Annotated in this window: 14 protein-coding genes; 6 read left to right on the forward strand and 8 right to left on the reverse strand. The window is 66.2% G+C overall.

The window, feature by feature from the left end; translation table 11 throughout:
• On the forward strand, positions 1-673 hold a 673-nt coding region (locus O3669_RS07595), incomplete at its 5' end, for an N-acetylmuramoyl-L-alanine amidase family protein (protein ID WP_371524247.1).
• Between the two features lie 239 nt (positions 674-912).
• Here O3669_RS07595 and pepN read toward each other — a convergent pair.
• Complete coding sequence (gene pepN, locus O3669_RS07600) at positions 913-3477, reverse strand: aminopeptidase N (protein ID WP_371524248.1); 2565 nt, start codon at positions 3475-3477, stop codon at positions 913-915.
• Positions 3478-3592: 115 nt separating this feature from the next.
• Positions 3593-5623 (reverse strand): M13 family metallopeptidase, encoded by a 2031-nt coding sequence (locus O3669_RS07605; RefSeq protein ID WP_371524250.1) that lies wholly within the window; start codon positions 5621-5623, stop codon positions 3593-3595.
• A 265-nt stretch (positions 5624-5888) separates the two neighbouring features.
• Here O3669_RS07605 and glpA point away from each other — a divergent pair, with 265 nt between their 5' ends.
• The 4 genes from glpA (at position 5889) to O3669_RS07625 (ending at position 10822) form a co-directional block, all read left to right on the forward strand.
• Positions 5889-7475, forward strand: coding sequence for an anaerobic glycerol-3-phosphate dehydrogenase subunit GlpA (gene glpA / locus O3669_RS07610; RefSeq protein ID WP_371524251.1), 1587 nt, complete (start codon positions 5889-5891; stop codon positions 7473-7475).
• The gene (glpB, locus tag O3669_RS07615; RefSeq protein WP_371524252.1) at positions 7472-8722 is read left to right on the forward strand and encodes a glycerol-3-phosphate dehydrogenase subunit GlpB; all 1251 of its coding nucleotides are present in this window, start codon (positions 7472-7474) and stop codon (positions 8720-8722) included. The genes glpA and glpB overlap by 4 nt, the downstream gene beginning before the upstream one ends.
• Positions 8719-10002 carry an anaerobic glycerol-3-phosphate dehydrogenase subunit C gene (locus O3669_RS07620; protein ID WP_315284104.1) on the forward strand — a complete coding sequence of 428 codons (1284 nt, stop codon included), beginning with the start codon at positions 8719-8721 and terminating at the stop codon, positions 10000-10002. The genes glpB and O3669_RS07620 overlap by 4 nt, the downstream gene beginning before the upstream one ends.
• Before the next feature lie 64 nt (positions 10003-10066).
• Positions 10067-10822: an SDR family NAD(P)-dependent oxidoreductase gene (locus O3669_RS07625; RefSeq protein WP_371524253.1), complete on the forward strand. Its 756-nt coding sequence runs from the start codon at positions 10067-10069 to the stop codon at positions 10820-10822.
• 87 nt (positions 10823-10909) lie between these two features.
• On the opposite strand, the gene O3669_RS07630 is transcribed toward O3669_RS07625, so the two are convergent.
• Positions 10910-11965, reverse strand: a complete 1056-nt coding sequence (locus O3669_RS07630) for a hypothetical protein (RefSeq protein ID WP_371524254.1) — start codon at positions 11963-11965, stop codon at positions 10910-10912.
• 200 nt (positions 11966-12165) lie between these two features.
• Between O3669_RS07630 and O3669_RS07635 the strand changes: the two genes are divergently transcribed.
• Complete coding sequence (locus O3669_RS07635; RefSeq protein ID WP_371524255.1) at positions 12166-12846, forward strand: hypothetical protein; 681 nt, start codon at positions 12166-12168, stop codon at positions 12844-12846.
• A 41-nt stretch (positions 12847-12887) separates the two neighbouring features.
• On the opposite strand, the gene O3669_RS07640 is transcribed toward O3669_RS07635, so the two are convergent.
• The 5 genes from O3669_RS07640 to O3669_RS07660 form a co-directional block, all read right to left on the reverse strand.
• The gene (locus O3669_RS07640) at positions 12888-13688 is read right to left on the reverse strand and encodes a sulfite exporter TauE/SafE family protein (protein ID WP_371524256.1); all 801 of its coding nucleotides are present in this window, start codon (positions 13686-13688) and stop codon (positions 12888-12890) included.
• The gene (locus tag O3669_RS07645) at positions 13685-14950 is read right to left on the reverse strand and encodes an anaerobic sulfatase maturase (RefSeq protein WP_371524257.1); all 1266 of its coding nucleotides are present in this window, start codon (positions 14948-14950) and stop codon (positions 13685-13687) included. The genes O3669_RS07640 and O3669_RS07645 overlap by 4 nt, the downstream gene beginning before the upstream one ends.
• Entirely contained in the window at positions 14947-16155 is a 1209-nt protein-coding gene (locus O3669_RS07650; protein WP_371524258.1) for an ROK family transcriptional regulator, read from the reverse strand. Before O3669_RS07650 ends, O3669_RS07645 begins: the two co-directional genes overlap by 4 nt.
• 155 nt (positions 16156-16310) lie before the next feature.
• The gene (locus O3669_RS07655) at positions 16311-17831 is read right to left on the reverse strand and encodes a sulfatase-like hydrolase/transferase (RefSeq protein ID WP_371524260.1); all 1521 of its coding nucleotides are present in this window, start codon (positions 17829-17831) and stop codon (positions 16311-16313) included.
• 40 nt (positions 17832-17871) lie between these two features.
• Positions 17872-19320, reverse strand: a complete 1449-nt coding sequence (locus O3669_RS07660; RefSeq protein ID WP_371524261.1) for a sugar porter family MFS transporter — start codon at positions 19318-19320, stop codon at positions 17872-17874.
• Positions 19321-19608 lie beyond the last annotated feature (288 nt).

A 19608-nucleotide genomic window follows, 5' to 3' on the forward strand; every position in this document is an offset into this window, starting at 1 on the left:
TGCCGAGGATCCCGCCACGGACGAGAAGCCCGCCACGGAAGACCCGGCAGCTGACGATGAGGACGGCGAGGAAGGCCCGGCAGCTGACGATGAGGACGGCGAGGAAGGCCCCGTTGCTTCCTGGAAGCACAACGATAAGGGCTGGTGGTTCGACCTGGGCAACGGTGACTTTGCCAAGGATGAGCAGGTCGAGATCGACGATCAGATCTACCGATTCGACTCCGACGGCTACATGGTGACCGGCTGGCACCAGGAGGAGGCCGGCTGGGAGTACTTCACCCTCAATGGCCAGCAGATCTTCGGTTGGGCCCACTGGAACGGCTCCTGGTACTTCCTCTCGCCCGAGAAGGGCATCATGCAGACCGGCTGGATCAATGTTGATGGCACCTGGTACTACCTGCACCACTCGGGTGCCATGGCCACCGGCTGGGTCAAGCTTGGAGGTGACTGGTACTACTTGAACGAGTCCGGTGCGATGGCCACCGGCTGGGCAGAGATCAACGGCACCTGGTACTACATGGACGAGAACGGTGCGATGGTCACCGGCTGGGCAGAGATCAACGGCTCCTGGTTCTACATGGATGACAACGGTGCGATGGTCACGGGCATCCAGACCATCGACGGCAAGCGTCACCTCTTCCACGATTCCGGTGCCTGGGCTGGCCAGCTCTGAATCTCTGGCTCAGTGGCGGTGCCTGTGCCAGCGGCGCACTGAGTCCATCACACACGCATAACGGACCCCGACCTCAAGGAGGCCGGGGTCCGTTGCGTTCGACACCAGCGGCGCCCGGTGGGGCGAGTGGAACTGATCCGCACGCGATAGCGCGGGTCGCATAGCAGCTCCGCTACAGGCAGTGGACAGACGAGGGGGCGTGGCCAATCGGCCACGCCCCCATGCCGTGTCGGCTGCTCTCAGCCCGCGTCCACCGCCTGGTTGGCGATCTGGCGCTCACACACGTCGATGAGCTCGCGGATGATGCGCAGCGTGCCCGCCGAGGCCTCGGCGTGAGCCTCGATCCAGGCGTGTCCCGCGGCCACGACGTCAACATCGGGGGCGTAACCGGCCAGCGAGGTTGGGAACAGCAGCGTGGTCAGGTCCTCGGCGGTGTGGAAGGTGAAACGCTCCCAGATGCCCGCCAGGGCGTCGAAGTACTCGTGGACGTAGGACACGTAGGCCGAGGGCGTGGTGCGCGCCTGCGCCCAGAAGCCCGAGATCATCGCCCAACGGGTGTCGTTGGGGATCGAGGTGTCGGACAGGACCTTGTCCCACACGTCGGCCTTGATCCACTCGCCGGAGCGCGCAGCGCGGCAGGCGGCCGCGTTCTGGTGGCCGGTCATCGTGTCGTCGCTGGCCTCCATTGCCGCGATGTCTTCCTCGGTGGCGGCGTCGCCGCGCACCAGGGAGATCAGCAGGTCCCACTTCAGGTCGACGTCCAAGTCCAGGCCGTCAAGGGTCTGGGTGCCGTCGTAGAGGCCGCGGATGGCCTCGAACTGCTCGGCGCTGGTCGCGTTGCGGGCCGCGGCGGCCACGAGCATGCGCTGTGCGTCGGAGCCGGAAGCGGCGGTGCGGGCCAGGAGCAGCAGGCGACGGCCCGTGTCCTCGGCGGCCTCAGCGCGGAACTGGGGAGCGACGAAGGTGCGCACGGCCTCGTCGATGTGGCGCAGGGTCAGCATGAGCAGGCTCATGTTGTCTTCGACGGGGATCGAGGTCAGCGCCAGGTTCAGGTAGTCGCGAGCCGGCATCTCGCCGTCGCGGGTCATGTCCCACGCCGAGGCCATGACGACGCCGCGCGTGAGCGAATCCGTGAACTTGGTGATGTTGGCGATCGCGAAGGACAGGGACTGCCCGTCGAGGCGCACCTTGGCGTAGCCCAGGTCGCCGTCGTTGACGAGGATGAAGTCGGGGCGAGCGATACCCGACGCGGCCTCGATCACGGTGGAGGCGCCGTCAACGTCGAGCTCCTCGCGGAAGACCTGGGTGAGCGTGCCTTCCTCGGACAGGGAGTAGCCGGCCACACCCATGCGGTGCGGACGCAGCGACGCGCCCTCCGAGAAGGCCTCCTGGGTCACCTCAAGGCGCTCGATTGTGCCCTCAGCCGAGACGGAGACGACCGGACGCAGCAGGGTCACGCCGGCTTCCTCGAGCCACACCTTCGACCACGAGGCCAGGTCGCGGCCCGACGCGGCGGCCAGCTCGGAGAGCAGGTCCTCCAGCGTGGCGTTGGCGTAGGAGTGCTTCGTCAGGTACTCGTGCAGGCCCGCGAAGAACGCGTCGCGCCCCACGTAGGAGACGAGCTGGCGCAGCACGGAGGCGCCCTTGGCGTAGGTGATGCCGTCGAAGTTGACCTCGACGTCGGCCAGGTCGCGGATCTCGGCGGTGATCGGGTGGGTCGTGGGCAGCTGATCCTGCTTGAGGCCCCAGTCCTTACGGACCATGAAGCCCGTCCAGCCCTCGGTGTACTTGGTGGCCTCGGCCAGAGCCAGGTGGCTCATGAACTCAGCGAAGGACTCGTTGAGCCACAGGTCGTTCCACCACTTCATGGTGACCAGGTCGCCGAACCACATGTGGGCCAGCTCGTGCAGGATCGTGTTGGCGCGAGCCTCCATCTGAGCCTCGGTGGGACGGGTACGGAACACGTAGGCGTCGCGGAAGGTCACGCAGCCCGCGTTCTCCATGGCGCCGGCGTTGTACTCGGGCACGAAGATCTGGTCGTACTTGGTGAAGGGGTAGGCGATGCCGTAGGCGCCCTCGAAGAACTCGAAGCCCTGGCGGGTAATCTCGATGATCTCGTCGGCGTCCAGGTGCTCGATGATCGAGGCGCGCGCGTACACGCCCAGGTCAATCGTTCGACCGTCGGAGGAGGTGAGCGAGGCCGTGGTGCCCTCGTAGGGGCCCGCGACGATCGCGGTGATGTACGTTGACATCTTCTCCGTAGTCGCGAAGCGGTAGATCCACGCGTCACCCTCTTCCTCGGGGGAGGGGGTGGGGGCGTTGGAGAACACCTTCCAGCCCTTGGGGGCCTTGACAGTGAGCGTGAAAACCGACTTCAGGTCGGGCTGCTCGAAGGTCGTGTACACGCGTCGGGCGTCCGGGACCTCGAACTGGGAGTAGGTGTAGGCCTGGCCATCCGCGGGATCGACGAAGCGGTGCAGGCCCTCACCCGTATGCATGTACTGGCAGGACGCGTCGACTTCGAGGACGTTGTGCTCGGCCAGATTCTCCAGCGCAATGCGGTTGTCCTGGTGAGCCGAGAACGGGTCGAGAGCGGCGCCGTTGAGCGTGATCGAGTGGACGTTGTTGGACACGAGGTCGGCGAACGTGGAGGCGCCTTCGCGCGCGTCGAACTCGATGCGGGTGAAGGAACCGAAATCGGTGTCTCCACGCGTGAGGTCCAGCGAGATCTCGTAGCGCGTCACGGAGGAGATGACCGAGGCGCGCTCGGTCGCTTCCTCGCGAGTGAGGTTCAGGCCTGGCATGGGGTGCCTTTCCGTCGATGGAATGGGAGCGCTTTCGCGCCAAACATTCCTATGTTGTCATGTGTTGCAGGTGATTGCTCGTGGCACGCCGAAATGTGTCGGCGCGGACACGCTTTCACCAGATGGTGACGCGCTGGGCGGGCTCCAGCCACATGCCGTCCCCGGCCTTGACGTCAAATGCCTGCGCAAACGCATCCAGGTTGCGCAGCACCTGGTTGCACCGGAACTCGGCAGGGGAGTGCGGGTCGACGGCGAGCATCTGACGGGCGAACTGCGGGCGCGTGGCGGTGCGCCAGGCGCGGGCCCAGGAGAAGAAGAAGCGCTGGGGGCCCGTGAGCTCGTCGATGACGGGGGCCGTTGCCGGGGTCAGCCCCTGCTCGGCCAGGGCGGCCACCCACGCCTTCCATGCGATTGTCATGCCGCCCAGATCGCCGATGTTCTCACCGATGGTCAGCGCGCCGTTGACGTGGGGGAGGGAGCGGTCCTCGCCGTCGCCAGCCACGGCCTCGTCGCTGGAGGCCTCGCGCAGGACCGCGGGCGTGAGCTCGTCGTACTGCCCGATGAGCGCGTGGGTGCGCTCCTCGAAGGCGGCGCGGTCCTCGTCGGTCCACCAATTCGACAGGTTTCCCTCGCCGTCGTAGCGCGAGCCCTGGTCATCGAAGCCGTGTCCGATCTCGTGACCGATGACCGCGCCGATCGCCCCGAAGTTGACGGCGTCGTCAGCCTGCGCGTCAAAGAAAGGGGGCTGGAGGATCGCGGCGGGGAAGACGATCTCGTTCTGGGTCGGGTTGTAGTAGGCGTTGACCGTCTGGGGCGTCATGTACCACTCGTCGCGGTCCACGGGCTGGCCGAGCTTGGCCCACTCGCGGTCGGTCGCGTGGGCGCTGGCGGCGCGCACGTTGTCCACGAGCGAGGCGTCCGGGTCCAGGTTCAGGCTCGAGTAGTCGCGCCACTTGACGGGGTAGCCGATCTTGGGGTTGAAGGTGGCCAGCTTGGCCAGAGCCTTCTCCTTGGTCTCCTCGCTCATCCAGTCGAGGCTTCGGATCGACTCGCCGTAGGCGTCGAGCAGGCGGCGCACCAGCGCATCCATCGCGTCCTTCGCGTTGGGCGGGAAGTGACGGGCGACCCAGGCGCGGCCCATGGCCTCTCCCAGGTAAGACTCGATGAGGGACAGGGCGCGCTTCCAGCGGGGACGCAGCTCCTGCGTGCCGGCCAGGGTGCGGCCGTGGAAGTCGAAGTTCTCCTCGACGAAGTCGGAGGTCAGCAGCGAGGCACGCGAGTCGATGGCGGAGGCGGCGAGCCACTCCTTGAGGGTCGACAGGTCGGTGGATGCCCACAGGGAGGCCGCGCCGCGCAGGTAGTCGGGCTGGTCGACGTTCACGACGAGGCCGGCCACGGGCATGCGGGTTCCGCGCGCCCAGGCGTCCCAGTCGAAACCGGGCGCCAGGTCGGACAGTGTGGCCCACAGGGTCGGGTTATCGGACAGGAGCGGGTCGCGGTTGGACACCGAATCACGGTGGTGGGAGGCCAGGGCCGTCTCCAGGTCCATGATGCGCTGTGCGCCGCCCTCGGGGTCGGGCATACCCGCCAGGGCGAGCAGTCGTGCGGTGTGGGCGACGTAGGCCTGGCGGATCGGCTCGTAGTCCTCCTCGCGGTAGTAGGCCTCGTCGGGCAGGCCGATTCCGGACTGGACGAGGGAGACCATGTAGGAGGAGGAATCGTGCGGGTCGGTGCCCACGTAGGCGCCCACGAGGCCTCCGACGCCCTCGCGCATGAGGGAGCCCATGACCTCGGCGAGCTCCTCGCGGCTGGTGGCGCCCTCGATGACGTCGAGGTCCGCGCGCAGGGGTGCGGTTCCCGCGGCGTCGATCGCGTCCTCGTCGAGGAATTGAGTCCACAGCGTGGCGATGCGTGCAGCGTCCGGGTCGTCGAGCGTGCCGCCGGCCGCATCCTGGGCAATTGCGCGGGCATATTTTTCGGATGCGTCGCGCAGGGCGTGGAATGCGCCGTCCATCGGGCGGTCGGCGGGAATCTCGTGGGTGGCCAGCCATGTGCCGTTCACGTGGCGGTAAAAATCGTCTTGGGGGCGCACGGCGGGATCCATGTTTGCCGTTTCGAGGACGCGTGCGAGCAGTGTGTTCGTCATGCCCTAACTCTAGGGTGTTTCCTGCCCCGTGCGCGTGACCTAGAGATTTCGGGGACGCGAACACTGATTTACGTGACGGTCATGGGCTGTAATTCCGCGTTTTCCGTGCAATTTGGGGCTCGAAGTGCGAATGCCACTTTGGACCGCGATGCGCGTGCACATTTGTGCATGGGGGTCTGCGAATTCGTGCAAACGGGGGGTGAGGGGGCAAAATTGTAAGTGCAATGAGGCCCATCCTCATGAAGACGTGAAGGGAAATAACACGGTGAAGACACTTCGCACTGACGTGTGCGTCATCGGTGGCGGATCCACCGGTGCAGGCGTCGTCCGCGACGTCGTGATGCGCGGCTTCTCAGCCGTTCTCGTCGACCGGGCAGATATCGCTCAAGGTACGTCCGGTCGCTTCCATGGCCTGCTCCACTCCGGCGCACGCTATGTGGCCTCCGACCCCGAGTCGGCCACCGAATGCGCGGAAGAAAACGAAATCACGAAGCGCATCAACTCCAACGCGATCGAGGCCACCGGCGGCCTCTTCGTGGTGACCGCTCACGACGATGAAGAATACGCGGACCAGTTCCTGGCACGTGCTGCCGCCGCAAAGGTGCCGGCAGAGGAAATCTCCATCGCCGAGGCTCTGCGACGCGAACCCCGACTGGACCCGCGCATCAAGCGCGCGTTCGCCGTCGAGGACGGAACCGTCGACGGCTGGCAGATGACCTGGGGTGCGATCCGCTCCGCGCAGGCATACGGCGCACAGATCCTGACCTACCATCGCGTGACCAACATCGAGCGAGAGGGCGACCGCGTGTCCGCCGTCATCGTCCACGATGAGCGCGGCGGCGAGGACATCCGCATCGAATGTGCCTTCGTCCTGAACTGTGGCGGCCCCTGGGCCGGAAAGATCGCGGGCATGGCGAACTGCCACGGCGTCGACGTCGTCGCCGGTGCAGGCATCATGATCGCGATGAACCACCGCCTGACCCACTCGGTCATCAACCGCTGCGTGTGGCCGGCCGATGGTGACATCCTCGTGCCCGACCACACCGTGTGCATCATCGGCACGACCGACCTCAAGTCCGACGACGCCGACAACCTGCCCATCCCCGCCGACCAGGTCCAGCAGATGCTCGACTCCGGCGAGGCCATGATCCCCGGCTTCCGCAAGGCCCGCGCCGTTCACGCGTGGGCGGGCGCGCGCCCCCTCATCAAGGACTCGCGCGTGTCTGCGACCGACACCCGCCACATGGCGCGTGGCATGAGCATCATCGACCACAACACGCGAGACGGCGTCTACGGCATGCTCACCATCGCGGGTGGCAAGCTCACCACCTACCGCCTCATGGCCGAGCGCATTGTCGACATCATGTGCACCGAGATGGGGGAGACCCGTCCGTGCAAGACCGCTGACGAGGCCGTCCCGCCCGCCAAGGAGCAGCGCCTCTACACAATCGGCCACCGCCTCGACAACGTCGAGTCCCGCAACGACGGCCCCACACACGAGCAGATCATCTGCGAGTGCGAGATGGCCACCCGAGCCATGCTCGAAAACGTTATGGACACCTTGCCCAAGGGACAGCTCGACGACGTGCGTCGCCAGATGCGCCTGGGCATGGGACCGTGCCAGGGCGGCTTCTGCTCCCAGCGTGCCGCGGGCATCGCCCACGAGCGTGGCGACATCGACTCCGAGCGCGCCAACGGCCTGCTGCGTCTCTTCCTGAAGAACCGCTGGATCGGCCTGTGGCCCATCCTGTACGGCAAGCAGGCCCGCCAGGCCGTGCTCGACGCATGGATCCACGAGGGCACGCTCGACGTCGAGCACCTGCCCGCACCCAGCGAGGAGGTTGTTCGATGAGAGACGTCGTTGTTATTGGCGCCGGCCTGGCCGGCCTGTCCGCCGCGATCAAGGCCGCCGATGCCGGCCTGAGCGTCACCCTGATCACCAAGGGCGTGGGCGGCATCCAGCTCGGCACAGGCGCGGTCGACATCCTCGGCTACCGCCCCGAACCGGTCGAGGTGCCCCTGGAGGCACTGGAAGGCCACGTGGCCTCCCGTCCCACCCACCCCTACAGCCACGTCACCCCCGACTTTGTCGGCGCATCCGTCGCGTGGCTGCGTGACCTCGTCGGCTCCGATGTCCTCGTCGGCGACGAGACCCGCAACGTGCGCATCCCCACCGGCGTTGGCGCGCTGCGCCCCACCTGCCTGATCCCGCCCTCCATGCAGGCCGGCATCCCCCAGGCGGGCGCCCGCTACGCCATCGTGGGACTCAAGCGTCTGAAGGACTTCTACCCCAGCCTCGTCGCTGAGAACCTCTGCCGCCAGGCCGGACCCGACGGCAAGCCGATCGCCGCGCGCGCCCTGAGCGTCGACTACGTCGTGCGCGACGGAGAGGTCGACTCGGTGGGCACCGTGCACGCCCGCAGCCTCGACCACGAGGAGAACCGTGCTCGCCTGGCTGCCCAGATCCGCCCCCTCCTCGAAGAGGGCGAGATCGTCGGCCTGCCCGCCGTCCTGGGCCTGGAGGACGCGAACGCCTGGCGCGACCTGGCCGACAAGCTCGGCCACCCCGTCTTCGAGATCCCGATCCAGCCCCCGTCGGTGCCCGGCATGCGCCTGAACGCCCTGCTGACCCGCATCGCCTCCTCCAAGTGCCGCGTCGTCCTCGGATCCCCGATCAAGGCCGTGCACACGGCAGACGGACGAGTCAGCGCAGTCGAATACGCCAGTGCGGGACGCTCCACGGTCGTGGAAACCCGATCCTTGATCCTCGCCGCCGGCGGCTTCGAATCCGGCGCCCTGGACATGGACTCCTACGGCACCGTGCGCGAAACCATCTGCGGGCTGCCCGTCATGGGCGCCTCCGGACAGCTCCTGCACGCCGACTTCTGGGGTGAGGACCAGCCCCTCTTCCTGTCCGGCCTCGCCGTCGACGACAACATGCGCGTCCTGGACGAGGAAGGCACGCCCGTGTGCCCGAACCTGTACGCGGCCGGAGGCAACCTGGCCGGCGCCACTCGCTGGCGCGAAAAGAGCGGCGAAGGAATCGCGCTGGCCAGCGCTCTGGCCGCCGTCGACTCGATCGTGGAGGAACTGAAATGACCCTCGAAATGTCAACGCTGATGGGACCGGGCGTGGAAGAAGAGGACGTCTTCGCCCTGAGTGGTGACGCCGCGCTGCGTGCCAGCCTCGACTCGTGCGTGAAGTGCACGATCTGCGAGACCCAGTGCCCGGTCATGCGCGTCACCGACCTGTTCGGCGGCCCGAAGTACTCCGGTCCGCAGGCCGAGCGCTTCCGCAAGGACGGGCAGATGGTCGATAAGTCCATCGACTACTGCTCCTCGTGTGGCACCTGCTCGCTCGTGTGCCCCCAGGGTGTGAAGGTCACCGAGATCATTCACCACCGCCGCACCGCCATGAAGGAAGCGCATGGCATCCCCATGCGCGACCGCCTCATCGGCCGTACCTCCCTGATCGGCACCATGATGACCCCGGTCGCCCCCATCGCGAACTGGGCGCTCGACGTCAAGCCGATCCGCATGGCGATGGAGGCTATCATCGGTGTGCACCGCTCGGCGCCCATGCCGCGCGCCTACGGGCGTACCTTCGAGTCCTGGTTCAAGAAGCACAAGCCGCTGCCCGGCTCGGGCACGCGCGGCCAGGTGATCTTCTTCCACGGCTGCGCCGGCCAGTACTTCGAGGTCGAGACCTCCATCCACTCCGTGATGGTCCTCGAGCACCTGGGTTACGAGGTCCTGGTTCCCAAGCACGGCTGCTGCGGCCTGGCGCTGCAGTCCAACGGCCTGTACAAGGATGCGCGCAAGTACGTCTCGAAGCTGACCAACGACCTGCGCAGCGTGAACCGCGATGCCCCGATCATTTCCGCGTCCGGTTCGTGCGCGGGCATGCTGCGCCACGAGGCGCACGAGATCCTCGAGATGGACACGCCCGAGCTGACGGATGTGGGTAGCCGCATGTGGGACATCAGCGAGTTCTTGCTGCACCTGTATGACAAGGGTGAGCTGGACACGAACTTCCAGCGCATCGACGTCACCATCCCGTACCACGCGCCCTGCCAGGTGAAGTCTCAGGGGCTGGGTAAGCCGGCCATCGAGCTCATGAGCCTGATCCCCGGTGTGACCGTGAAGGACTCCGAGCAGCCTTGCTGTGGCATCGCGGGCACGTACGGCATGAAGAAGGAGAAGTACGCGATCGCTCAGGCCGTGGGCGCTCCCGTCTTCGACTTCATCAAGCAGGTCAACGCCGAGCTGGCTGCTTGTGACACGGAGACGTGTCGCTGGCAGCTGCGCACGGCGACGGGTGCGAACGTCGTGCACCCGATCTGGCTGATCCACAAGGCCTACGGCCTGCCCAACGGCTGAGACGCCAGCGACGTATCCCCGGGCGCGCACGACGGTGCGTTCCCGGGGATATTACTGTTGCCCTATGAGCATTTCTCGTCGCGTCGTTGTTACTGGAGCCTCTACCGGAATTGGGCAGGCAACTGCCCGACTCCTCGCCGAACGGGGGTGGAAGGTCGTCGCCGTGGCCCGGCGTCGCGAGCGTCTGGAGGCCCTCGCCGAGCAGATTGGCTGCGAGTACTGGGCGGCGGACCTGACCGATGAGGCCCAGGTGAAGGAGATGGCTGCCCACATCCTGGAGGGTGGCCCCGTGGATGCGCTGGTCAACAACGCCGGAGGTGCTATCGGCGTCGACCGTGTCGCGGAGGGTGACCCCGCAAGGTGGAGCGCGATGTTTGACCGCAACGTGCTCACCGCCCTGCACTGCTCGCGTGCGTTCTTGCCGGGGATGCGCGAGCGCGGGGGAGACCTCGTCTTCCTGACCTCGACCGCCGCCCACGACACCTACCCGGGAGGCGGGGGGTATGTCGCCGCCAAGCACGCCGAGCGCATCATCGCCAACACGCTGCGTCAGGAGCTGGTGGGCGAGCCCGTGCGCGTCATCGAGATCGCGCCCGGCATGGTGCGCACTGAGGAGTTTTCGCTCAACCGGCTCGGCTCTCAGGAGGCCGCCGACCGCGTCTACGAGGGTGTTGCGCAGCCCCTCGTCGCCGAGGACGTTGCCGAGGCTATCGTGTGGACGCTGGAGCGCCCCTCCCACGTCAACATCGACTCGATGATCGTGCGCCCGGTGGCACAGGCGACGAACACCCTCGTGGCTCGGAATACCACCGGAGAGTAGCGTCGCCGCGCCGGTCGTATGCATGGAGCGAGGCCGGGGCCGCTCGCGCGATGGGGTGCGCGTCGCGGTCCCGGCCTCGGGTCTGTGTCACTCGCTCCAGGCGAGGATGACGTGCTTGCCGCCGGCGATGCCCGTGACCTTTGTCAGCTGTGTGGCCTCGCCTCCGCCCACGGGCGCGGAGTAGAGCTGGTAGCTAAGGTCGTCTTCGAGCTTCTTGAAGGGGGCCAGGATCGCCATGCGTGTGCCGTCGGGGCTCAGTCGCAGGGTCTTGACGATCTCGTGGGTGCCGTCGAGGTTCGGCAGGTTCACCTTCGTCCACTCCTCGATGCGCAGGGACTTGTCGGACTCCGTCGTCTGTGAGAGAGGCTTTCCCTTCTTGGAGTACACGGCGTCCTTGTCCACGGTCAGGCACGTCCCATCCGGGGTGACGGCGAGTGCCCCGTAGCATCCGATGCCATTGTTGTTGGCCTCCCAAGTGTAGTGGCCGATCGCGATGGGAGTGGAATCGGGCAGAATCTGGAAGTCCTGCGTGTTCGAGACCGTGAACGTGGTGGGAACGGCCTCGGGTGCCTCAGTCTCGGAGGCAAAGCGGTAGAGGGTCCCAACGAAGTCCCCGTCGTCAGGCTTGTCTTCGTGCGCGACGTAGATGGAACCGTCGGGCCCGAACTTGGCGTACGCGTTGGAGTACGAGCGTGACCCTTGCGGTACGGGGATCAGATCATTGAGCAGCGTGAAGGAGCCGTCGGAGGACGCGACCGCAACGCGTTCGTTGCCCCCAGAAGTGTCGATCGCGAGGACGCGCTCGAAGTCGGGGGAATAGCAGTGCTCGCGCTCGCAAGCCCCACCCGTATATGTCGTGTACTCGCTCGGGACGGTGAACGTGCGCGTCGCCGTCACCTCGCCCGTAGCGGGGTCGTATGCCGTGATCGTGTCGGTCGTGTTGTCGGAGTTGTATTCCGTGGATGCGATGACGATGCCGCGAAGGGGAGCGGTCGACGGGTCGGCTGCGGCCGACGCCGTACCCTGCGTGCCTGTGGTGGAGGCAGAAGAGCTGGATGGAGTCGAGGATGCCCCGCAGGCGGTGAGGAGGAGGGCGCTCGTGGCGGTGGCGATGAGGATGGTGGGAATGGATTTGATGGACATGTGTCACCTCGTGAGTGTGATCGTCGGGTGGCGAACGTTGCAGGATAGTTGTGAGCTGACAAATAAAGCAAGCTCCAAAAAGTGATACGCGACACTCGTTTTTTCATAGTGTTTTCACAGTTTCGCCATAACATTCGCTTAATTGTCGCCCCTACTCTGCGAAGCAATGATGCATAAATCAGCAGAAAGGAGCGTCCCTCATGGCGGACGACAACAAGAACCTGGCGAGTGACACCGAACGCACCTCGATCCTGCCCCAGTCGGGTGGACATGCGGCGGATCGGACCGACGTACTGCCCACGTACGTAGCCCAGGCGGAGACGGCGCAGATGCCTCCCGTCGCCCAGCAGGAGGGGGCTGGCGCGTTCGCCGGCACGCCCCTGGAGTCTGTCGCGGAGGCTTCTGCCGCCGAGCCGGCGGGCGACGAGGCCGTGGTTGCTAGCGCCGCGACAGGGGAGACTGCATCGAAGAAATCCTCGTGGGGCAAGCGCGCGGCCATTGCAGGAGCCGCCGCGGCAATCCTCTCCGTCGGCTTCGGCGCGGGCATCATCACGCATGCGGCCGTTGTGGGCGATGGTCAGGACTTCTACAAGCAGGGCTACGAAGACGGTGTCAGCGACCAGGGTGACGGTGACGAGGACGGTGATTTCGGCCCCGGCGGTCAGCAGCAGGGGTCCGGTAACGGCCAGCAGCAGGGTCCCGGTAACGGTCAGCAAGGCCCGGGTTATGGTCAGCAGAAGGGTCCGGGCTCGCAGCAGGGAGATGCTGGCAGCACTCGACCGGGACCTCCTCCGGAGGGTGGCCGAGGCCCCGGCAGCAAGTCTGGAAGCCAGGGCAGTGCTGACACCTCAACCCAGAATGAGGGTTCGACCGCCAGCTGAGCGATGAGGGCGCGCGAGACGAACGATGTCTCGCGCGCCCTTTACGCGAGTGTCGCCACCAGCGTCGAGGCGGCTACGCACACCAGAAGCGCAGCAAACACAAAACCCAGCACGCGATTTGACACCCTCTTCGTGAGCCTGGCCCCCACGATGCCGCCTCCCATGGATGCCGCGGTGAACAGCGCGACCATGACCCCGGCCTCGGCGGTGATCGTCAGGGTCCCCGCGATCGTGCGCGACGCCAGCCCGAAGGCTGCGGTGATGACCATGACCAGCAGGGATGTCGCAGATGCCCGCTTCATCGGGTAGCGCAGAGCTAAGTGCAGCGCGGGCACGATCGCGAAGCCTCCGCCGACGCCGAAGAATCCCGTGAGGAAACCCGTCAGCGTCGCCAGCGCGACGACCTGGCATACGGTCGCGAGCGTCCAGGAGCCCTTGTCGCCGCTGGTGTCCCCGGCCTCGTCCGAAGAAGACGAAGCGGATGGGTGCAGCTGGGAGCGCGCCATGAAGACCGCGACCGCTCCCAGGAGAGCGCAGAAGGAGAGCATGAGGGCGCGCGCCGAGACGAGTGGGCCGAGAGCCGAACCCGCCCACGTGCCCACAAGGCCCACCAGGGCGAAGAGAGCGCCCTCGCGCCACGCGACGTTCCCGCTGCGAGCACGCGTCGCCAGCGAGACGGCGGCCGTCAACCCCACGATGATGAGGGACAGCCCCGTCGCCTGATGCGGATCCTGCCCCAGGATATAGACGAGGATCGGCACCGACAAGATACCGCCTCCCGCGCCGAGCGAGCCGACAACGATGCCGACGAGCAGGCCGATAACAAGCGCTTCAATGATCATGAGTCATTCCGAAGAGATGTGGCCTCAGATAGTCCGAGTGAGGTAGAGACCGCGGGGTCCATGATGTCCGAGGCCGGCCTGCCCGCCGCGATCAGCATGCCCATCGCGCGCAGGGCAGGGGTGGCGTGCTCGTAAAACGCCCGGTATCCCTCGCACAGGTAGTTATGCGTTGCCTCGCCCCAGCGAACGAAACGGTCTTTCGGGCACCCGCCCCAGCACAGCCGCAGGTGCGGGCACGCGTGGCACTCCTCGTCCAGGTCGGGTTTCAGGCGCGCGAAGTCACGCATCTTGTCGGAAGAGGCCAGCTGAGCGAACGACGCGGAGCTAATCGACCCGACCAACCAGTCCGGCTCCACCCAGTGATCGCAGGCGTACACGTCCCCGTTGAACTCCATCGCCATGTTCGCACCGCACGTCGGCGCGTGCACGCACACCGTGGCCGAGCCAAACATGGCCGACAGGGTCGAATCCACGTCCTGGATGAAGACCTCACCGACGTCGGTGGTCAGCCACTGGTCGAACACCTCGCACAGGAAGCGCCCGTAGGAGGCGGGGGAGGTGGATCGGCTGGTCACGCAGTCCCCGTCCTGGCGGTACAACAGCGCGGAGGTCCCGGAGCGCCAACCGCGCTCGGCCTGTGCCAGGTCCGCGGCGCGCACCCGCTCCACGATCGGAATGAACTGCAGGTAGCGGGCCCCGAGCTCATCGCGAAAATACCGGTACACCTGCGCGCCGCGTTCCTCGTTGGCCGCGTTGACCGTACACAGGACGTTCGCCTCCACGCCCGCGCGGGCGAGGGCCTCCCAGCCGCGCACAACCATCGCGTGGGTACCGCGCCCGCCGCGGTTGATCCGGTAAGCGTCGTGCAGGGGAGCGGGCCCATCGATGGACACACCCACGAGGAAGCCATGGTCGGCAAAGAAGCGCGCCCACTCATCGGTCACCAGCGTCCCATTCGTCTGCAAAGCGTGACGCACCGACTGCGTGGGGCGACGGTAGCGCGCGCACAGATCCATGAGGCGCTCAAAAAAGGCCAGGCCGCGCAGAGTCGGCTCCCCGCCCTGCCACAGCATCGTGACCTCGCCGTCGGGACTCGACTCCAGAAACGCCTCAACGTAACGCTCCAAAGTCTGCTCGGACATGGTCTGCGCGGCAGCGTCGTACAGCAGCTCCTTGGACAGGAAAAAACAATACTGACAATCCAGGTTGCAGGCAGCCCCCGTCGGCTTCGTCACCACCGAAAAGGGAAGACGGGCACTCATGGACACCCGCCCTCGCCGCACACCTCCACCCACGGCGAGGCCGTGGCCCCTCCCCGGTGAGACGCGCGCTCGCGGTCGGGTTCCTCCTCAGCGGGAGGATGCGCCGCGATGTAGGCGCAGCCCTGGGCGGCCCCGAGCGGACCAAGCGACGCCGTGACCACGTCAATATCCCACTCCATGACGGGCAAAAGCTCCGCCCCCATATGAGCGGCAATGCTCTCACGCAGGGACGGGAAGGCGTCGACAATCTCGCCCGCCAGAATGATTGCTTTCGGATTAATGAGCAACGCCGCCGACCCCAACACATAGCCGATCGCCCGCGCGGCACCCTCCAACGCCGCCAGCGCACGCTCATCCTCGGCGTGCACCGCCGCGCGCAGCGCCGTCACATCCCGCACCCCCGCGCGCTCGCACAAGGCAGGCACCGACGCCAGCGTCTCCACACACCCCCGTTTACCGCACCCACACAGCGCGTCGTTTCCCGCCACCGTGATATGCCCCAGCTCCCCAGCCAAACCCGTCGCCCCACCCACCAGGCGAAAATCCGACACGACGCACCCGCCCACGCCACCGGACAGGCGCAAGTAAATGAACGACGACATACCCGAGCCCGCACCCCACAGCCCCTCCGCCAGCGCCGCCATCCGCACCGTGTTGTCCACCACCGGGAGAGGATCCCACCACCGACGCGTCAGCTCGGCAAGCTCCTCCACACTCGGATACGCATCCGAAGCCACCCTCGCGTGACGACCCATCGGAATCGGCACCCCCACACCCACCGCACGCACCCCCGACACATCAATCCCCTGCGACGCGGCGCTCGCGGCCAGGGCCTCGCAGGTCTGTTCCAGGCAGCCCACCAGGGAGGGGGAAGTCGGGGAGACGATGTGGGCGGCAGCCAGGACCGTGCCGGAGCGGCTGAGCATGACCCCGGCGCAGGAGGTACGCGTGACGAGCAAGCCCACCGAGTGAGCGGCGGACGCATTGAGGGTCAGGAGCTGGGTGGGGCGCCCGCGGCCGGAAGCGTTGGAACGCACGGGGAGCACGAAGCCTTCGTCGAGGAGAGTGGCCAGGGCGCGGCCCAGGTTCGTGCGCGAGGTGCCCAGGGCCTCGCACAGCTGTGAGCGCGTCGCCGGGGAGTGGGCAAGGAAGGCGACGATGCGGTCCTCCAGCGTAGGCATGGCGTGGCGCGTGGGGTAGTGCATGTCCCTCCTTCCCGGCGCTTCATCGTTGGTATCTGCTTGGGGCGCTCCGGCCTCGTTGATACTTTCTATGGTACGCGTCACTGTGTGTGGTGTGCAGGGAGCGCGTTCGCCTCGGCGACGGGATCACGCGTGTCCTCCCGCCGCCGAGGCCGGGGTTAGTCGCTCGTCACCTCATCCAGGTCGGAGCGCGCGGTGTTGACCAGCGGGATATCGAAGTCCGTCATCGCCGCCATCCACTTGGCGAAGGAGTGGTCTCCGCGCTCGCGCAGCTGCAGGTAGAGGTTCGTGGCCAGCTCCCTGCGAATCTCGTCGTAGACGGGCACGGTGTACACGTTGTTCATCTCGGCCGGATCCAGGCGCAGGTCGTAGAGCTCGTTGATCGACTCGGGGTTGATGACGAGCTTGAAGTCCCGCGTGCGCAGCATGCGCTGCTGGAGGGGGAAGTGGTGGCCGTGGAACTCGCACACGATGTCCTCACGCCACCCTTCGACCTCGCCCCCGCGCGTCAGGTCCACGATCGAGCGGCCATCCTCCACGAGCGAGGTATCCAGACCCGCGATGTCGAGCACCGTGGCCGGCAGGTCGATGAGGGAGACGAACGCGTCGGAGCGACCCACGGTCGAGACACCGGGGATGTGAGCGATGAAAGGGACGTTGTAGATGTCGTCGTACATCATCGGCCCCTTGTCGTTGAGGCGGTGTGAACCCGTGAACTCACCGTGGTCCGCGCAGAAGAAGACCGCCGTGTCGTCCAGGATCCCCAGCTCCCGCGCCACGTCCATGATGCGCCCGATCTCGAAGTCGATCATGGCCGTGTATCCCCAGTAGACCGCGATGAGCTTCTTCCACTGCTCGTTCGTAAACGAGGAGGTGGACCAGTAGGTTGCGTAGTTCTGCTGGATCGGGGGCTTACCGATGAGGGAATCGCCGAAGTTTTCCGGCAGCTCAACGTCAGCCGGGTCGATCAGATCGAACCACTCGTCCGGCAGGAAGTAGGGAAGGTGGGGTCCGAAAAAGTGCACGTCGAGGCAGAAAGGCTGGCCCGAGTCCTTCCAGTCGGCCGCGTACTCGCGCAGCTTTTCGATCGCGCGGTCCGCCAGGAAGCGCTCGAAGGTGGCTTCCTCGGGCTGGTCGAGGCGCGCGGCGATGATGTGGCCGTCGCGCCCGCCGGGCAGCTTGCCGCGCCACAGGTCGTGCGCGCGCACGGGCGGGAGGTTGTTGGCCTCGAGCCAGGCGACGTACTTCTCGTTGGCTACCGGGTTTTCGGCTCCCCAGTAGGTATCGTCGTCCGCGCCGAACTTGTCGGGCAGGTTGTAGCCGCAGTGATATTTGCCGACGATGCCGACGTTGTATCCGGCGTCGCGCAGCTCCTGCGTGTAGGTCCACGTGCCCTCGGGGATCGAGACCTGGTAGGCGATGTTCCATTCGGGGTTGGCCAGTACCTGGTGCTTGCCCGGGCGCTTGCCCGTCATGAGGGAAGCTCGCGCCGGCGTGCAGATAGCCGTGGGGGTGAAGCAGTGTGTGAAGGCGAAGCCCGATTCGCCCATCGCGTCGATGACGGGGGTGCGTGCGTGGGGGTTGCCCAGGCACCCGATCGTGTCGGTGCGGTGCTGGTCGGTCATGATGACCAGGACGTTGCGCACGTTGTTGGGGATATCCCGAGTCGTATCAGTCATTGCAATGCCTTTTCGTCGTTGAAATCGAAGGGGAGGGCGCTCACTTCTGGGTGACGACCTTGTCCATATCCTCAAGCTCAGCGCCGCTGGTCTCGGTGAGGAACTTCGCCGTGAAGATGACCGCGAGGACACCGAAGGCGCAGTAGATCCAGTAGGTGCCAGCGGGCGACCAACCGATGAGGAAGGGGAAAAGTAGGACGACCAGGAAGTTGACGAGGAAGTCCGCTCCCGAGGCCAGCGACATGGCCCCGCCGCGGATCGAGTTGGGGAACATCTCGCCCATGACGATGGAGAAGATGGGGCCCCACGAGGAGGTGAATCCGAGCAAGAACGTGCACAGGGCGGCGACCGCCAGGAACGCCAGGATGGGGGAGTCTGCGACGTCCGGCTTGCCGTCGACGGTGGGGGCGACCGTGAAGACCGTGGCCACGATGCCCAGCGACACGAAGATGAGGGTGCCGCCGTAGATCAGCATGCGCTTGCGGCCCACGCGGTCCACCAGCATGATGCCCGACAGGACGCCGATGATCTTGAAGGCGGTGATCAGCAGGGTCTGGGTCAGGGCCATCGACTCGGTGAAGCCGACGGCAGCGAACAGGGAGTTCGAGTAGAAGAAGACGCCGTTGATGCCGGTGAGCTGCTGGAAGGCGGCGATCGCCATGCCGATGAAGACGAGGCCCCGCCACTGCGAGGACAGGATCTGCCCGATCGACAGCTTCGCGCCGCCCGTGATTGTCAGGGACTGGGCGATGGCTTCGACGCGGTCTGCGGGGTCTTCCTCGCCGGACAGCTTGGCTAGGATCTCCTCGGCCTTCTTGGTACGGCCCACGGAGACGAGGTAACGGGGAGACTCGGGGATTGTCGCCGTGAAGATGACGAAGAGGAGGGCCGGGATGATCAGGCAGGCGAAGAGGACCTGCCAGGTCATGAGGCCGCCGAACGCGGGCTTGGCTGCGCCGCCCGTGATCGAGACGACCGCCGTGTTGATGAGGCCTGCGAAGAATAGGCCGAGGATGATCGCGAGCTGGCGGAAGCCGATGAGGCGCCCGCGGATCTCAGCGGGAGCGATCTCAGCGACGTAGCCGGGGGCGACCGTGGTCGCTGCGCCGAAGCCGATGCCGCCGACGATGCGGGTCAGGAGCAGGAAGGGGTAGCCGAAGCTGCCCAGGAGGGGAGAGATGGGCCCGAGGAGGGCCTCAACAAGCAGGAAGGGGCCGACCCACATGAGCGTGGTCTTGCGGCCGATCTTGTCGGAGATGCGTCCTGCGGCCAGGGCACCAATCAGGCCGCCGATGACGCCGGCGGCACCGGCGACGCCCTGCAGGATCGGTCCGAGCTCGAAAGTCGTTCCCACCGCCTTGATGGCGGCGTTGAGGACCATGCCCTCGAATCCGTAGAAGAAGGGGCCGAGGGTGGCGATGAGAGCGAGGGACGTTGCGTAGCGCCTCGCTTGCTTCTCGCGGGGGGTGAGAGAAGGTGTCGTTGACATGTCTTCGTCCTTGAAGGTGAGGAATGCGCCCGCGCCTGCCGTGTGCGCATTCTTCACGCTACGCCCACTGTTTTGTGTCCGAAGTTACGGACATAAACAAGGTAAGTGAGCTGCGACACCTTTTGTTGGGAGTTAGCGTTGCTGGAGCACGAACTCCGGATTTGGCGCATCGGTCACCTCTGCCGAATCAGCCTCGGTGATGAACGGCTCCACCTCTGCGCGCGTCGCTCCGCCCGTCTCATCATCCACGTGTTGTCAAAGACATGTGGATCGTGGAGTCGGCGTTCA

Origin of the sequence: Pauljensenia sp. 20925_1_34 (genome assembly GCF_041432775.1) — a bacterium.
In the GTDB taxonomy this organism is placed as follows: Bacteria; Actinomycetota; Actinomycetes; order Actinomycetales; family Actinomycetaceae; genus Pauljensenia.

Excerpts from the sequence above, each read along its gene's own strand:
- glpB (WP_371524252.1), top strand. The coding sequence starts at position 7,472 with ATGAGAGACGTCGTTGTTATTGGCGCCGGCCTGGCCGGCCTGTCCGCC.
- O3669_RS07635 (WP_371524255.1), top strand. The coding sequence starts at position 12,166 with ATGGCGGACGACAACAAGAACCTGGCGAGTGACACCGAACGCACCTCG.
- O3669_RS07660 (WP_371524261.1), bottom strand. The coding sequence starts at position 19,320 with ATGTCAACGACACCTTCTCTCACCCCCCGCGAGAAGCAAGCGAGGCGC.
- O3669_RS07645 (WP_371524257.1), bottom strand. The coding sequence starts at position 14,950 with ATGAGTGCCCGTCTTCCCTTTTCGGTGGTGACGAAGCCGACGGGGGCT.
- pepN (WP_371524248.1), bottom strand. The coding sequence starts at position 3,477 with ATGCCAGGCCTGAACCTCACTCGCGAGGAAGCGACCGAGCGCGCCTCG.
- O3669_RS07625 (WP_371524253.1), top strand. The coding sequence starts at position 10,067 with ATGAGCATTTCTCGTCGCGTCGTTGTTACTGGAGCCTCTACCGGAATT.
- O3669_RS07630 (WP_371524254.1), bottom strand. The coding sequence starts at position 11,965 with ATGTCCATCAAATCCATTCCCACCATCCTCATCGCCACCGCCACGAGC.
- O3669_RS07650 (WP_371524258.1), bottom strand. The coding sequence starts at position 16,155 with ATGCACTACCCCACGCGCCACGCCATGCCTACGCTGGAGGACCGCATC.
- O3669_RS07605 (WP_371524250.1), bottom strand. The coding sequence starts at position 5,623 with ATGACGAACACACTGCTCGCACGCGTCCTCGAAACGGCAAACATGGAT.
- O3669_RS07620 (WP_315284104.1), top strand. The coding sequence starts at position 8,719 with ATGACCCTCGAAATGTCAACGCTGATGGGACCGGGCGTGGAAGAAGAG.
- O3669_RS07640 (WP_371524256.1), bottom strand. The coding sequence starts at position 13,688 with ATGATCATTGAAGCGCTTGTTATCGGCCTGCTCGTCGGCATCGTTGTC.
- O3669_RS07655 (WP_371524260.1), bottom strand. The coding sequence starts at position 17,831 with ATGACTGATACGACTCGGGATATCCCCAACAACGTGCGCAACGTCCTG.